The organism is Glutamicibacter sp. BW77, from assembly GCF_002332285.1.
Lineage (GTDB): Bacteria > Actinomycetota > Actinomycetes > Actinomycetales > Micrococcaceae > Glutamicibacter > Glutamicibacter bergerei.
On the sequence record NZ_NRGT01000088.1, the window covers coordinates 1 to 14,223 of the forward strand.

Below are 14,223 nucleotides of genomic sequence, written 5' to 3' on the forward strand. Positions count from 1 at the left end.
ACAGCTCGGAATCAAATCAGTGAGCCGGCACGAGCTAAAGACCAATGCATCTCCCCACCAGATGACTGGGCTGGATATCGGCCTCGACGGAAAAATACCGGGTTCGTGGGGCACCTATAACAATGAGTTTCTAGGTGTGTCCGTCCACCTCTACGGCACTCAAGAATCAGCCGATCCAGCTGCTCAAAGCGGGTTCATCAAACTAAGGATGCAACTCACCGAATTCTTCGGCGAACCGAATCGTCCATGGGACAACGAAGAGACGCCACCCTGCATCTGGGAGGCAAATGGTCGGACAATTACTACACACCTCTTCAACCATCGGGACAACTGCGTGATGTTGAGTGTGGAAGATTCAGTTCTAGCCGCCATCGCAGAAGCCGATTCCAATGCCAGCTGAGCAATTACAGGTACTCCGTGAGGAATAAACGTAAAGCGACTCCCCTGAGTTTCGGCGGGGTTACGTAAAAGAGTTGCCCTAATAGAATATCGGGTGACCGGTAAGTCGGCCAGTTAGGAGGAACGCTGAGTGAGACGGTTCGGATGATCCTCGGTGTGGCAGGGCCTTGCCAGCGCAGTGCGGCGCTTCGTGCCAACCAATGCTCCAGGCGTCCCGATATCCTTCAGAAGTATGCTGTCCCAAAAGGTGTGGCAGAGAGCCCCTATTTCTGAGTTGCTTGCGAGGAGCCCCGATGCAGAGCGAAGACCACGTTTCCGAAGAAATCACCATAATCGTTCCCAGACTGCGTGACGTGTCTGGCCGCGAGGCAATGGCCAAGATCTATGCCTCTTCCGGGCTGTTGACATTGACTGCAAACTCGACGAGTCCGGCACCGCGATCATCTACGCCCCCGAGTCTGGCGGACTTGACGAAGGAAACCCCGAAGGTGAGTTCGTGGAAGGGCTGATCCGCATCTTTGACGCCCGGCTTCGAGCCATCCCCACGCCAGAGAACGGCTCGGAGCCGAGAAGCTAGTCAACGACACCCTGAAAAATCATTCCCGCTGAACCAGAAAGCACCCCTACCATTTCCGAAGACGGCCACGATGGTGTCCAACGACCGCTGCGCTGCGGTCGCCTACCCGAAAGGGAACCTTGACTGGGACACCAAATACGATCGGTTCTGGAAAGTATCGATTCCGGTTTTTGCAAGGTAAAGAATCGTACGCATTGCGTGAGAGGCTTTGAGCGTGACCATTGACATCCAAACCATGCTCTACCGAATTACTGCTCAAACCTTTAATCAGAATTTCATCGTAAAACCCGAGGATTCTCTAGACGACGGGTATCTGCACGTTGTCCGAGTGGATTCCACGTTAGGAACTGAACGCACAGCTATTTTCCGGGCCACTTATGAGTGGGTGGATGTCTGGATTCCCGAGTTGATGGTAGGTGCAACTATGTTCGACTATGGGGACGTGAAAGAGGATAAAGAAGATGACCTTCGAAGACTGTGCATTGCTACCCGCGTCTATCTTGAAGGAGGAGCTCATATCGAACAGCGCAGACGCATGTTTCGAAAGGATCTTATTCCTCTCGTCATAATCGATGTGGATGGCCTGGAATGGCGCTTAGGTAGAAACCACTGTGTGGTTCCCTATCTGTAGAAAAGTATCCGTGGTCGAAGGCAACTAGGGCGACAGGATTACCCAATAGCGTACTGATGCATGCTTGTATATTGGTCCCATGCGCGCCATAGAAACAGTTCACGCTGAACCACGCGACTCGAATGATTCGCCCTGCTATCGAGTCAATTTTTGGGAACAACCTCGTGCTGGATACGGATGGAACTTAGATGCTTTTGTGCTGGTTGAGGTGCAGGATGTGTCAGAGGCACTCCGTTGGGTGGAGGAGCACGCCAATGGGCGGCCCTTCGAACTGTTCGCAGAATTAGACTCCGAGCCCGAGAAACCGTTCGGCGCTCCGCGAAAAACAGCTCTTGTACGTTTATTCGGAAACAACCCCAATGCCGACTAGACCGATGAGGTATCAATATTTGGCGTTTGGTATTAGCCCTAAATGATGTTTCGACCGGTCCCAGTAGAGGAACCCTCTGCGGGACACCTAGGGGTCGCCGCGGAAAACGGAAAAATCGTACGCTAAGGGCGAGCGGAACCAGATAGCAACTGGATTTCAGCTTGCCGACGGAATCAAGTCAAAGTCCGTCCCGTAGCGGGGAACCCCATGAGGTTCTTCATACCGCTGATGTTTTCACGAGCCACTCGTGGCGATCTTTTTCTTTGTTGCTTCAACCAGCATCGCGGCTCCATCACTTTGAACTATGTATCTTTTTCCGCTCGTCAGTTCAATCTTTAACGCTGGACCGGATTTCCATAAGATGACAGTGGAACGGTCCTGCCCCAGCTTCCACCCACCGCCGAGATAATCCGAAGTGTCCACATGCTCAACATATTCGACCTTTGAAATCTTCGGATAGGAAAAGCGTCTCACCCCAAAAGGGAACAACCCAAGAGAAACGTGCTTGTCCTTCACGCCTATAAAGCTGAATGAAACGATCACCCCAATGGAGACGTAGGTTCCAATCACTACGAAGGCAATAAGAATAGGCTGCGTGGAGCCACTCAGCATTGACGGAGTATAAGATCCAACTGTTACCGCAAAGATGACCACGCCCAATAGTTTCGCCCACCAAGGCGAAGCAGTTCTATCGTTCGCTATCTTTGGAACTTTCACACGCACCCTTACACGGATCCATCATTATAAGCCGTTAATTGGTTGTTCCGTGGCAACGAACCATGGGGACTGATGTGCAAAGTCGGTTCTGCTCTGAACCCATTTTTCGACCGTGATGATTTCCCCAGTTTCAACCTCCTGGTAAATGATCGCTGGTACACCGGACTCGATGAGCTCTAGTTCAGCACTGCTGAGGTTTTTCGAAATTTCTTCGAAACTAGGCCACTCTTGAGCTCCAAAAAGTTTAGAAAGCTCGGCGGGAGAAGGAGCAAGTTGAGTCGGCGCTGCCATTGCAGGTGCTACGAAAATCGTGCCCGCGAGAAGTGAAGCGCTAACAATGGCGATAGTCGCCGAGAGAGTCTTTTTCATTTGTCCTCAGAATGTTGAAAGTTACAGGTAGTGCAAATGCTATCTGCAACTTAAAACATATCCTCATCAGCCGAAGAATTACGACGTTCAAACGACGATGCACGTATCGAAGCAATAACGATTCGTCCCGATGAAACATTCTGCAAATAGGCGCACCGCAAGGATATAAAGTGTTAATCCGAACCCCAAGATTTTCACTACGCTGTTTGGATCACCTGTAGGTGTAGCCCGTTAGCGGAACGCTCTACGGGACGGGTGGCTCCGGTTGAGAAGCTTTTCCGCACATGGCGTCCTTGCCTATGTTCGGTCGTATTCTTCCATCAGCGGGCGTTCTCTGATTGCTATAAGGGAGCCATCGAATTAGACGTCAATCATTGGTGTGATGCGGACTTGGGGAGTTTTCGGTCGGCGGGGTGAGCTCTGTCAGTTCCCCGGTATGGAAGGCGATACGTTCAAAGAGCGGGACGAGGAGTTCCGTGATTTCTCGTCCTACTTTGGTCAGCGAGTACTCTACATGCGGTGGCATGGTCGGCTTCTGTTCACGCAGTATGAAGCCGTCGGAAATCAAGGATTGCAGGCACTGGGACAGCATCTTCTCACTGACACCGTCCAAGGCGCGCCTGAGCTCATTCCACCGAAGCGTACCGCCCCACAAGGCGAGCAGGATCAACGTGCCCCACTTGTTCGTCACATGACCCAGAACAGCACGGGTGGCGCAGTCAGCCGGGACTGACAGCATGGACTGGTGAGGTTTTTCTCCTGTTTGAGGCATACCCTCATAGTACTTACTAAATAGTGGGTACCGTAAGTTTGGAATATTTCGATGCCTGGCATCCTTCTACCTAATGTGTTCACAACGGTGAACGCGTCACTGTCCTTCGGAGTATATATATGTCATCTAACATCTCGCCCGTCATTGTTATCTTCGGGGCCGGCCCCGGCCTTGGAGCGTCGGTGGCCCGCCGCTTCGGCCGTGAAGGTTTCCGGGTGGCCCTGGTCGGACGGCGCCAAGAGCCACTTCTCGAGTTCGCCGAGTTGTTGAAGGCCGACGGTATCGAAGCGGTTCCGTTCACTGCCGACCTCTCCAACCCTGCGCGGGTTCCCGCCTTGATTGCCGGCATCCGTGAGCGTTTCGGCCGTATCGACGTCATTGAATATGGTCCGGCCAGCGCAGCCGACCAAGGGTTTGTCCCCGCGGCACAGCTAGATGTTGTAGCTCTGGAAAAATATGTGCGCCTGTTCCTGCTCACCCCCGTGGAAATCGTTCGTCAGGTCCTCCCCGAGCTCATCGAACGTGGCAACGGTGCGATCCTTGTAACCCATGGGTCTTCCTCCGCAACAGGGATTCCCTTCCTCAGCGGTGTCGGACCGGCCATGGCTGCCATGCGCAACTATCTCTATTCCCTCAATGGTGAGCTTGAAGGCACCGGGGTCTACGCAGGTACCCTCACCATCGGAGCCCTCATTACAAGTGGCGACTCCCTCGCCGACCAGGGATTCCCCGGTGACGCCGAGGCTGCCACCACGTTCCCGACAGTTCACCCCGATACTCTCGCTGGACTCTACTGGGACATGTATGTCCAGCGCCGTGCCGTCGAGCAGGCCTACCCAGAGCTTGTCGTAGCGGTATGAACAGCAGCAACGTATAAGTAAGTGGACAACACCGTCGAGTTCGATCAGGTGAGAGTGTGGTCGGGCTTGGTGGTGCGCCGCGGGAAGCGGATCCAGGTTTCATGAGGCGTGAGCAAAACTCTCTCTCAGGCGACCCGTCGGTGGCCGATCGAATCGCGTCAAGCAACAGCGGAACGAGATCGATTGGGCCCTCCCGCATATGAACCAGATAGAGCATTTCTTTTTGTACCGAGTCAATGGCGTCGTCCCGATAGGGGCCTGTCCGGATTAGCATCTAAAACCATCCCGTAAGACAGTCTTTATACGGGACACTCGATCCGTTGACTTGGTAAATTTTCGAAACTCCGAGTTTCCAAAGATTTCAGATTCCCATATACCCCGCCCGAGAAAACGCCCGGTGAAGGGACCTTATACAGACACCAAAAACGGTCGTTTACGTGACATCGATATTTCGGAAAAACATACTGTGACTGTTGACATTATTTGGCGGCTAAAGTGCAATTCTAAATGGCGGTTCGTTGGGTTCCGCTAGAAGAACGGTGGCCGAGACGGCCGGTGTTCTAATGCTTAAACGATGGAACGCTTCGCTTCATGTCGCTTGTCACTGCACCTCTGTTTCAAGGGCGCGCAAGACTAGAATTACACGCTAGCGGAGCTACCCTCGCAGGTGGTCTCGGTAATTGTAAAAGCAATGCCGAGCGCATTTGTGGACGCGAAGAACAGCTCTAGGCTTCAATTCGACGCAGTACGGGGTCTGCGATAAGGCGTGACGGTGCGCACAGAGTTTGACCAAGTTGCTGAAAGGCCTGATCTCTGTCCGTGAAGTAGCCGCAGTCGGCGCGGACAAAGCGTGAAAGGTCATATGGATCGCTACTACTCCGGCCGTCCCAATTGACCGCGCAGCGCCCTACGGCCTCGAAAAGCGTTTCGGAGCCTTGATTCACGAAAGGGGACCCTCCTCGACAGCCAATTGGTCCGAACAACTCGGACACGGGGTGCCAGCCATCGATATTGAACTCGGGCCAGGCTAGCAAGATGCGATTTGGAAGGACAAAGCCGAGGCGGGGAAAACGTGCATACCAAAAAGATCGATCGATGAGCAAAATACGCACCCGAGTGCATACACCGAGGGAACGCGCAACGCTTTCTAATAGCGCCAATCGTTGACTACAAGAACCATATCCGCGGATTAATGTGCGCGAAGCAGGCGTGTTCTCTTCTAAGGCGTAAACAGCCCGTATTTCATTGCTGATAATCGAGTGCGCCGCCTTGAGCACCTCAATATTTTCGTGCGATGGCGCTAGTTCACGTGAACGGGCAACCAGCCCTGCCACAACAGGTGCTTCATAGTCCAGAATCGACGTCGGAGCGACTGAGCCCGGTTGTTCGTGGCCCCAGCCAGATCGGGCTGAGGTGCGCTTGTACCAAGGTGTAATGAGCGATGAAAACGCCATTTAGGTCTTCGCCTGGCTCACGCGACCATCTTTGTGTCTGCGCACTTCACGCAATACGATCTGCTCCGGACAAACGGTAGAGAGAAAGTCTCCGACAGAGTGTGCCAAGCGTTCCTCACCGAGGGTGTACAAGATCCGGTTGGCATCACGCCGTTCGGTGACGAGTCCTGCATGGCGTAAGACAGCTAAGTGGCGGGATATGGTCGGCCCGGTGGCTTGGAAGCGTGAAGCAATCTCTCCGGCAGCTAGCTCGCCATCCTTGAGGTCTTGCAGAATTTGCCGTCGCGTGGGATGAGCTAATGCAGTGAATACGTCGGACATTGCGTCTATCATATTTAGCAATATAGCACATATGCTAAATAATGAAATTTGGGTTCACCTTCTTCTACCGGTAAAGACCCGTAGAGGACTTTGCCATAGGACTGCTCAGCGAAAAACCCTCGACAGCATTTCTAAAAACTAAGTTCCCTAGTGGGAGCGTGATTATTTCTGAACCGCGCCCTTTACTCCGATGTGCGTCTTTTAGAGATGAGAATCGTAACCCTTAAACGTTATTGCTCATTAGTAGCAAAGACCGTGGCCCAAACTTTGACTTTCTCGCGGAGCTCGAGGCGCACTTCTTGGTTATCTAGCTCTTTACGCAGGATGGAAAGGCTAGTTTCGGCAGCGGCATCGTCTCCACAGTCACTGCCCCCAATATTAGTTTCGCTACTTAATGCGATGTCCCAAGACGATGAGCCTTCGCAGGAGACGATGAATCCGACCGAATCAAATCCGTCAGGTACTTCTCCGATGGTTAGTTGAACTGATCCGTTACCTTCCACCTCGCTCAGTATTTGATTTCCCGCAGAGAGGCGCTGAATAGATTCCGAATGTCTCTTATAGACCCCTGCTGAATCCAAGACAGTTGAACTGGGTGACGTGGACGAATTGTCCGGAGTTGTTACCGGCGCAGCAGTCTCCGAAGTGGAGCTACTGGTGCAGGCGCTCAATAAAAGAATGGCAATTGCTATTCCTGAAGCTGCTCCAAAGATGCTTTTTTTCATGAGGAAAGATTATCCTTTGCTCAGATAAAAGCAAACTCTTCGAATGTATTTTTGCGGACAGTCTTCCCATCTCAATTCAATTCTCGACATTGAGCACCACCCTCAACTAAATTCACGCATTCAAAGAGGCATCGGAAATTTTAATCCTGCATGCGTGGCGGTTATCGTCACCTGGCGCTTAAGTGGCAGTTCTACATTGCGTCCAGGTGACTGTGGATTGCGCAGCTCCGTTTGTCCCAATAACCTAATGCTTTTTGAGACACTTCCCTGAGATCAAACTTGTCGCTTCAATTACTTGGATAATAAGGCCAAGTTTTGTCTCGTAAAGTCGTCCCATCGTAAAGCGTCTTAGCAACTTGTTGCCTAGGGGTTCTGAGTCAAACTGAGCAAGTGAGATATTTGGGATACACACAAGTGAGCACTTCGAGCCAAGACGCCGCCTTGCAACTTGATGCTCTGGTTGCCGCGGGGGTGCAAAAACGCGATGTGTTCGCCGACATGACTTCCGTCAGCCGCAGTGCAATCGAGCGGCCCGGGATGAGGAAGCTACGGCCGTTCTCCGACCCGACAGCGATCGCGGACAAACTCGCACAAAGAGACGCACCGTCGAAGAAGCCGCATGTTTGGTCGGGTGGAGTCGTTCGACGCTCTACCGCCGCCTGCGCCCGAACGCCTGATTGGCCAAAGCCAGTGGTCACTGATGCGCCAAGGAGTGCAGAGACTCTTGCACCGGATGAAGCGCAGACCCGGACCGCGAGTACAGGCTTAGCGCCAACCGCTGTACCGCTGGCCCCCAAGGCCGGGGTCAAACTACATTTAACACCCCGCTGGTGCGACGTAAACTAGCGGGAACGGTCCCCCGAATACCTCTTGCACCTGAACACCGGCGCTCAAGGTCCGTAATGAACGCCAAAGCTCATTGATGACCAAATCAGCCCTAGTATTACTGGCGCACTGCAGGACCGCTTCTAAGGCTAGAAATTCTCTGTATATCGTGGAGTGCGCGTTCCGAGCCGTTGAAGCGGGACGAAGAGCTTGTAGCGGTCCGAACGGTACAGCGAGACTGAGTAGTCGGCCAGGCGTTCGCCAATATACGCATAGCGAGTGATCTGCAGGAGCGGAAACCCCTGCTCGACACCCAGCAGCAAAGCTTGTGCACTACTGGCGGCCGTACTTTCCACCTGGTCTTCGCCCCATTCAAGGAGAATGCCGTAACGCTCGTGGAGCGCCTGGTACAGCTTCGAGGGTGGTGGTCCGTCAACGAAGCCGGGTACCAGGTCCGCAGGCATGTAGTTTTCATCCAAGCTCATCGGTGTGCCGTCGGCAAGTAGCAAGCGCTTAAAGCGGACTACGCCAGCTCCCTCCTCGACCATAAGTTGGGTGCTGAGGTACGGGGAAGCTTTCACCTCGTCAAATTCGAGGACGCGAGCGTCTGGAACCATGCCGCGACGCATCATATCTTCGGAATAGGAGTGCAGACGAACTCGCAGGTCCATTTTCTCTGGAACGACGAACGTGCCAATACCCACCACACGTTTGAGAACCTGTTGGTCCACCAAGGCGTCAATGGCCTGCCGAATAGTTTTCCGAGCCACTCCGAAGTGCGTGGCAAGTTCGCGTTCTGGTGGGAGCTTGTATCCCGGCTTGCAAGCTTCACGGGCGTGCGTTTTGAGGATGTCGCGGATTTGTCGGTACTTACTGGTCTTGCTCTGGGCATCGATCGTGCCGGTGACCGGTGGCGTCGGTGAGTAGCGCATGTTGATCTCCTTGGACACGGTAGTGCTAGTTAAAATGCTAGCGGGGTGACAAGTAAAAAACTTGTCACCCCGCTAGGAGAACTACTTAGTGAGCGTGATCGCCGCGGCTGTATTCGTAAACCCAGCCAACAAGACCGATAACACACAGTCCAACACCGATGAACATAACCCACCATCCAAGGGCTAAGCCAAGGAAGCCGATTGCTGCGGCACTGGCAAGAACCAGTGGCCACCAGCTCCACGGTGCGAACAGTCCAACATCGCCGGCGCTCTCGTGGATTTCGCCATCAATGCGATCCTCTGGACGAGGACCAACACGTTTTGCGGTGAAGTACAGGTAGCCGCCAACCATTGCGGACAAGCCAACCAACATTAGCAGTGCTAACAGGCCAACCCATTCGGTCCAGTTAGTCATGTAACCGTAGACAACCGCGATAGGGGTGAAGAAGAAGATTCCACCCAGGAAGATCCAGGATTCAACTTTCATCTTTACAGGTCCTTCTGGTCAGCCGGTCCGAAGATCTTTGCGGCACCAGCAGTAGGAGTAGCGCGGCCACTCAGTTCTGGGTGGTGCAGATCAAGCGCTGGGCGCTCGGAACGGATACGTGGAATCGAGTGGAAGTTGTGACGCGGTGGTGGGCAAGAAGTTGCCCACTCCAGCGATGCGCCGAAGCCCCAAGGATCGTCAACTTCAACCATCTTGCCGTTGCGGTGAGTAACCCAAACGTTCCAGAAGAACGGAATCATCGACATGCCCAAGATGAAAGCGAACACGGTCGAAACCTGGTTCATGGCGGTGAAGCCATCTTCTGGCATGTAGTCAGCGTAACGACGTGGCATACCCATAACACCCAACCAGTGCTGGATGAGGAAGGTTCCGTGGAAGCCGATGAACAGGAGCCAGAAGTGGATCTTGCCCAAACGCTCGTTGAGCATCTTGCCGGTCCACTTTGGCCACCAGAAATAGAATCCGGCGAACATTGCAAACACAACGGTACCGAAGACCACGTAGTGGAAGTGAGCAACCACGAAGTAGGTATCCGAAACGTGGAAGTCAAGCGACGGAGCCGACAGGATAATACCGGTCAGGCCACCGAACAGGAAGGTGATCATGAAGCCGATGCTCCACAGCATTGGGGTTTCGAAAGTAATCGAACCTCGCCATAGAGTACCGATCCAGTTGAAGAACTTCACGCCAGTTGGAACAGCGATCAACATCGTCATGAAGCCGAAGAATGGCAACATCACCGAGCCGGTCACGTACATGTGGTGAGCCCAGACGGAAACCGAAAGCGCAGCAATGGAAATGGTCGCGAAGACCAGACCCTTGTAACCGAAGATTGGCTTGCGGCTGAAGACCGGGAAGATTTCAGAGACAATACCGAAGAACGGTAGCGCAATGATGTAAACCTCAGGGTGACCGAAGAACCAGAACAGGTGCTGCCACAGAACCGCACCACCGTTGTCCGGGTCGAATATATGCGCCCCGAAGCGTCGGTCGGCTCCCAGTGCGAACAGCGCTGCTGCTAGCGGTGGGAAAGCCATGAGAACCAAGATCGAGGTGATCAAGATGTTCCAGGTGAAGATCGGCATACGCCACATGGTCATACCAGGTGCGCGCAAGCAGATGATCGTGGTGATGAAGTTGACGGCGCCAAGAATGGTACCGAAGCCCGACAGTGCAAGACCGAAGACCCAGAGGTCTCCGCCGATGCCCGGCGAGAAGGTGGTGTTCGACAGTGGCGCGTAAGCGAACCAACCGAAGCTAGCAGCACCCTGAGGGGTGAGGTAGCCAGCGAGTGCAATGGTCGAACCCAGGGAGAAGAACCAGAAGGCCAACGCGTTTAGACGTGGGAAGGACACATCTGGGGAACCGATTTGCAGGGGCATCATGACGTTGGCGAAACCCGCGAAGAGCGGAGTTGCGAACATCAGAAGCATAACGGTGCCGTGCATCGTGAATAGCTGGTTGTACTGTTCCTTGGTCTGCAGGATCTGCATACCTGGTTCGAACAGCTCAGCACGAATCAGCAGCGCCATGACGCCACCGATACAGAACATGATGAACGAGGTGATCAGGTACATGTACCCGATCTTCTTGTGGTCAGTCGTCGTGATGTAGTCGACGAAGAGGCGACCCTTTGAGATCGGCACGACAGATGGGGCAATCGACTTGACGTCGTCGGTAGCGTATTCAAACGTTGTCATAGTGACTACTTTCCTCCCTCTTCATGGCCGTGCTCCACAACAACGGAGTTAACCTTGTTGGGCTGGCGGTCATATTCTTCGCCAATGTGGCCATCTTCCATCTTGGCAAGCTGGGCCTTGAACTCGGCGTCGTTGACGACCTCAACGTTGAAGAGCATCTCCGAGTGGTACTCGCCGCAAAGCTCGGCGCACTTACCAGCGTAGGTACCTTCAACCTGTGGAGTCAGGTAGATGTAGTTGGTCTTGCCTGGGATCATGTCCAGCTTCTGAAGGAATGCTGGAACCCAGAACGAGTGGATAACGTCGCGGCTGTTAAGCACGAGAGTTACCGACTTACCTGCAGGTAGGTACAGGGTAGGCAATGTTTCTTCAACGCCTGCCGAGCCATCCGTGTTCAGGTGAGCCTGTTCGCCAGCGAAGTACTTCTTCTGGCCCTCGTAGTTGTAGTTGAAGTCCCACGACCACTGCTTCGCGCGGACGTCAACGACGACCTCGGAATCTACGGGTGCGTTGATTGACTTCTCAACGGTGTTATTGAAGCTAAAGAAGACCAAAACAAGGACCAAAGGAATGGCCGTGTAGAAGATCTCCAATGGCAGGTTGTAGCTGAGCTGACGCGGGTAGCCAGTATCGGTCTTACGACGGCGGTAAGCCACGACGCACCAAAGCATCAGGCCCCAAGTCATCACACCGATAATGATTACGGCGATCCAGGAGTGAACCCATAGATCCTGGATTGCTCCAGTGTGGTTCGTGGTGTCGCGCTCCACGTTTGGGAGCCACCCGCGTTTAGCCTCCGCTGTACATCCCGTCAGCAGCAATGCGCCGGCGCCGACCAAAGCAATAACTTTAGCTTTAGCAGATCCGCGACTGCCGGTTCGGTATTGCGAACTCACAGACGGCCCTTCCTCTTTGTTGGTGCAGAATGTGGTCTTCATAAGTCACCTCGCGGTTAAACGAGTTCACGGTGAGGTGGCTCACGAAGGGGAAACATAGTTTTACTACTTACTGTAGAGCTTACCCTCTTCGACCCCAGAATACCGAAAAACGCCGCTGTTTGAACGAGAAATTTCTTCAACGTTTAAACAGCGGCGTTAGTTCCTTGTGGCCTAGTGGAAGGAATCTCCGCAGGCACAAGATCCGGATGCGGCAGGGTTATCAATGGTGAACCCCTGCTTGGAAATCGTGTCTTCAAAATCGATCGAAGCGCCCGAGAGGTACGGCACGCTCATCTTGTCGACAACTACTTCTACGCCATCAAAATCGCGTACGTGATCGCCCTCAAGCATGCGCTCATCGAAGTAGAGCTGGTAAATCAAGCCAGAGCAGCCGCCAGGCTGAACGGCGATACGCAAACGAAGGTCGTCGCGACCTTCCTGCTCAAGAAGTGAACGTACCTTCTGCGCAGCCACGTCGGAAATTTCCACCTCGTGGGTTGGCACCTCGGTTGAGTCACCAGTGGTCTGGTCAACGGCTACAGTCATGATTTTCCTCCCATACTGTTTGATGTGACGCGCTCATCCCGAAGTGCATCGGGCTAAACGGCATCATTTCTTGATTCAATACTACGTCGCGAGGACCAAAAATGCTCTTTGATCTTCTCGTCATATGACGCGGTTCATAGTCCCGTCGAGTTAATCCGTGCCAAAAGCAAGGCCTCGGCGACAATCGCCTTCTGGAAGTCCCCAATATGAAGCGACTCGTTAGCCGAGTGTGCTCGCGAATCAGGATCTTCCACGCCGGTGACCAATATTTGCGCCTGTGGAAATACGTCGAGTAGGTCGGCGATAAATGGAATAGATCCGCCTAACCCCATGCTGACCGGCTCAACTCCCCACGACTGCTCGAGCGCCCAACGCGCAGTGTCATTGGCCGAAGCTTCAAGATCTGCTTGGTAGGCGTTCCCACCCTCGGTGGCGACAAACTGAACCTCGGCACCGCGTAGATCCACCGATTTCACGTGTGCTTCTAACGCAGCCAGTGCCTGTTGTGGCTCTTGTCCCGGTGCTAAACGCATCGAGACCTTAAAGCGCATCTGCGGAATTAGGGTATTTGACGAGCGATCAACACTGGGCATATCCATTCCAATGACGCTCAGCGCTGGTTTATTCCATAAACGGTCGGTGATCTTTCCAGTGCCTGCCAGTTGTACCGAGTCAAGCACGGAACTATCACGACGGAACTCGGCCTCATCGAAGTCGACTTCTGCACTGTCATTGGCCACCAGGCCTGGAACAGCGACGGAACCATTTTCGTCATGGAACGAAGCGATTAGCTTTGCCGCAAGGATCGGAGCGTCGAGTACCGGACCACCAAACATGCCCGAGTGCACTGCGTGCCCCAGGGAGCGGACGGTGATTTCTGCGGCGGCCATACCGCGAAGCGAACTTGTCAGCGCGGGGGTCCCCACCGCCCAGTTTGATGAATCGGCCACGATGATCACGTCGGCAGCGAGTTTCTCTTGATGCGCCTCGAGGAAGTTCCGGAAGGATGGCGAGCCGGCTTCTTCTTCGCCTTCGAAGAAGTAGCTAACGCCCACGCCGAAGTCCGCCACGGACTCCAGTACCGCGCGCAATGACGCAATATGAACCATGATGCCGGCCTTGTCATCAGCGGCCCCACGGCCGTAAAGCCGCTCCCCTACTCGGGTGGCTTCAAAGGCTGGGGTGTTCCAGTCCTCCTCATTTCCCGGAGGCTGCACGTCATGATGTGCGTAGAGCAAAATGGTCGGCTTGCCGGGGGCCGCCTTGCGGCGAGCAACCACCGCAGGGGCGCCCATGACACCGTTATCGTCTGCTTCACGGAGAATTTCAACGGAATCCATTCCGGCATCGCGGGCAAGAGCGGCTACAGCTTCGGCGCTCTGTTCCAGATTTGCCGGATCAAATGATTCCCAAGCAACGCCGGGAATGGCGACCAGTGAGCTGAGCTCTTCGAGGATCTTCTCAAAGTTCTTCTCGACATGACTTTTTAGGGCAGTAACATCGACGCCATGGTTTGAGCTGTCGACTGGAGAATTAATTGTCATGTATTCAGCCTAGCAATGACCGCGGTTGCCAATGT

General features: G+C 53.8%; 16 protein-coding genes. 5 read left to right on the forward strand and 11 right to left on the reverse strand.

The genetic code is table 11. From position 1 onward, the window contains the following. From CIK74_RS17505 to CIK74_RS17515, 3 genes are all read left to right on the forward strand, one after another. On the forward strand, positions 1–400 hold a 400-nt coding region (locus CIK74_RS17505), incomplete at its 5' end, for a hypothetical protein (protein ID WP_205738304.1). 292 nt (positions 401–692) lie between these two features. After that, complete coding sequence (locus tag CIK74_RS17510; protein ID WP_096257704.1) at positions 693–908, forward strand: hypothetical protein; 216 nt, start codon at positions 693–695, stop codon at positions 906–908. Positions 909–1,190: 282 nt separating this feature from the next. Continuing rightward, the gene (locus CIK74_RS17515; protein WP_096257705.1) at positions 1,191–1,607 is read left to right on the forward strand and encodes a hypothetical protein; all 417 of its coding nucleotides are present in this window, start codon (positions 1,191–1,193) and stop codon (positions 1,605–1,607) included. A 604-nt stretch (positions 1,608–2,211) separates the two neighbouring features. Here the strand turns inward: CIK74_RS17515 and CIK74_RS17525 are convergent. The 3 genes from CIK74_RS17525 to CIK74_RS17535 form a co-directional block, all read right to left on the reverse strand. Beyond that, a complete protein-coding gene (locus CIK74_RS17525) occupies positions 2,212–2,694 on the reverse strand; it encodes a hypothetical protein (RefSeq protein WP_141392996.1) in 483 nt (160 codons plus the stop codon). 24 nt (positions 2,695–2,718) lie between these two features. Next, positions 2,719–3,063 (reverse strand): hypothetical protein, encoded by a 345-nt coding sequence (locus CIK74_RS17530; protein WP_096257708.1) that lies wholly within the window; start codon positions 3,061–3,063, stop codon positions 2,719–2,721. Between the two features lie 367 nt (positions 3,064–3,430). After that, complete coding sequence (locus tag CIK74_RS17535; RefSeq protein WP_096257709.1) at positions 3,431–3,835, reverse strand: helix-turn-helix domain-containing protein; 405 nt, start codon at positions 3,833–3,835, stop codon at positions 3,431–3,433. 119 nt (positions 3,836–3,954) lie between these two features. Between CIK74_RS17535 and CIK74_RS17540 the strand changes: the two genes are divergently transcribed. Beyond that, the gene (locus CIK74_RS17540) at positions 3,955–4,695 is read left to right on the forward strand and encodes an SDR family NAD(P)-dependent oxidoreductase (protein ID WP_240520581.1); all 741 of its coding nucleotides are present in this window, start codon (positions 3,955–3,957) and stop codon (positions 4,693–4,695) included. A 1,454-nt stretch (positions 4,696–6,149) separates the two neighbouring features. Here CIK74_RS17540 and CIK74_RS17550 read toward each other — a convergent pair. After that, positions 6,150–6,470, reverse strand: a complete 321-nt coding sequence (locus CIK74_RS17550; protein ID WP_240520582.1) for a metalloregulator ArsR/SmtB family transcription factor — start codon at positions 6,468–6,470, stop codon at positions 6,150–6,152. Between the two features lie 230 nt (positions 6,471–6,700). Then, complete coding sequence (locus CIK74_RS18600; protein WP_141392997.1) at positions 6,701–7,195, reverse strand: hypothetical protein; 495 nt, start codon at positions 7,193–7,195, stop codon at positions 6,701–6,703. Positions 7,196–7,609: 414 nt separating this feature from the next. Here CIK74_RS18600 and CIK74_RS19110 point away from each other — a divergent pair, with 414 nt between their 5' ends. After that, positions 7,610–8,041, forward strand: a complete 432-nt coding sequence (locus CIK74_RS19110; RefSeq protein ID WP_240520583.1) for a hypothetical protein — start codon at positions 7,610–7,612, stop codon at positions 8,039–8,041. A 128-nt stretch (positions 8,042–8,169) separates the two neighbouring features. On the opposite strand, the gene CIK74_RS17565 is transcribed toward CIK74_RS19110, so the two are convergent. The 6 genes from CIK74_RS17565 to CIK74_RS17590 all read right to left on the reverse strand — a co-directional run bounded on the left by CIK74_RS17565 (position 8,170) and on the right by CIK74_RS17590 (position 14,188). Next, positions 8,170–8,952, reverse strand: a complete 783-nt coding sequence (locus CIK74_RS17565) for a GntR family transcriptional regulator (RefSeq protein ID WP_096257713.1) — start codon at positions 8,950–8,952, stop codon at positions 8,170–8,172. Between the two features lie 85 nt (positions 8,953–9,037). Further along, the gene (locus CIK74_RS17570; RefSeq protein WP_096257714.1) at positions 9,038–9,439 is read right to left on the reverse strand and encodes a cytochrome c oxidase subunit 4; all 402 of its coding nucleotides are present in this window, start codon (positions 9,437–9,439) and stop codon (positions 9,038–9,040) included. 2 nt (positions 9,440–9,441) lie between these two features. Beyond that, positions 9,442–11,160 (reverse strand): cytochrome c oxidase subunit I, encoded by a 1,719-nt coding sequence (gene ctaD, locus CIK74_RS17575; protein ID WP_096257715.1) that lies wholly within the window; start codon positions 11,158–11,160, stop codon positions 9,442–9,444. Between the two features lie 5 nt (positions 11,161–11,165). Further along, a complete protein-coding gene (coxB, locus tag CIK74_RS17580) occupies positions 11,166–12,056 on the reverse strand; it encodes a cytochrome c oxidase subunit II (protein WP_096257716.1) in 891 nt (296 codons plus the stop codon). A 213-nt stretch (positions 12,057–12,269) separates the two neighbouring features. Then, positions 12,270–12,644 carry an iron-sulfur cluster assembly accessory protein gene (locus CIK74_RS17585; protein ID WP_096257717.1) on the reverse strand — a complete coding sequence of 125 codons (375 nt, stop codon included), beginning with the start codon at positions 12,642–12,644 and terminating at the stop codon, positions 12,270–12,272. A gap of 134 nt (positions 12,645–12,778) precedes the next feature. Continuing rightward, entirely contained in the window at positions 12,779–14,188 is a 1,410-nt protein-coding gene (locus tag CIK74_RS17590; protein WP_096257718.1) for a dipeptidase, read from the reverse strand. Positions 14,189–14,223: the final 35 nt, after the last annotated feature.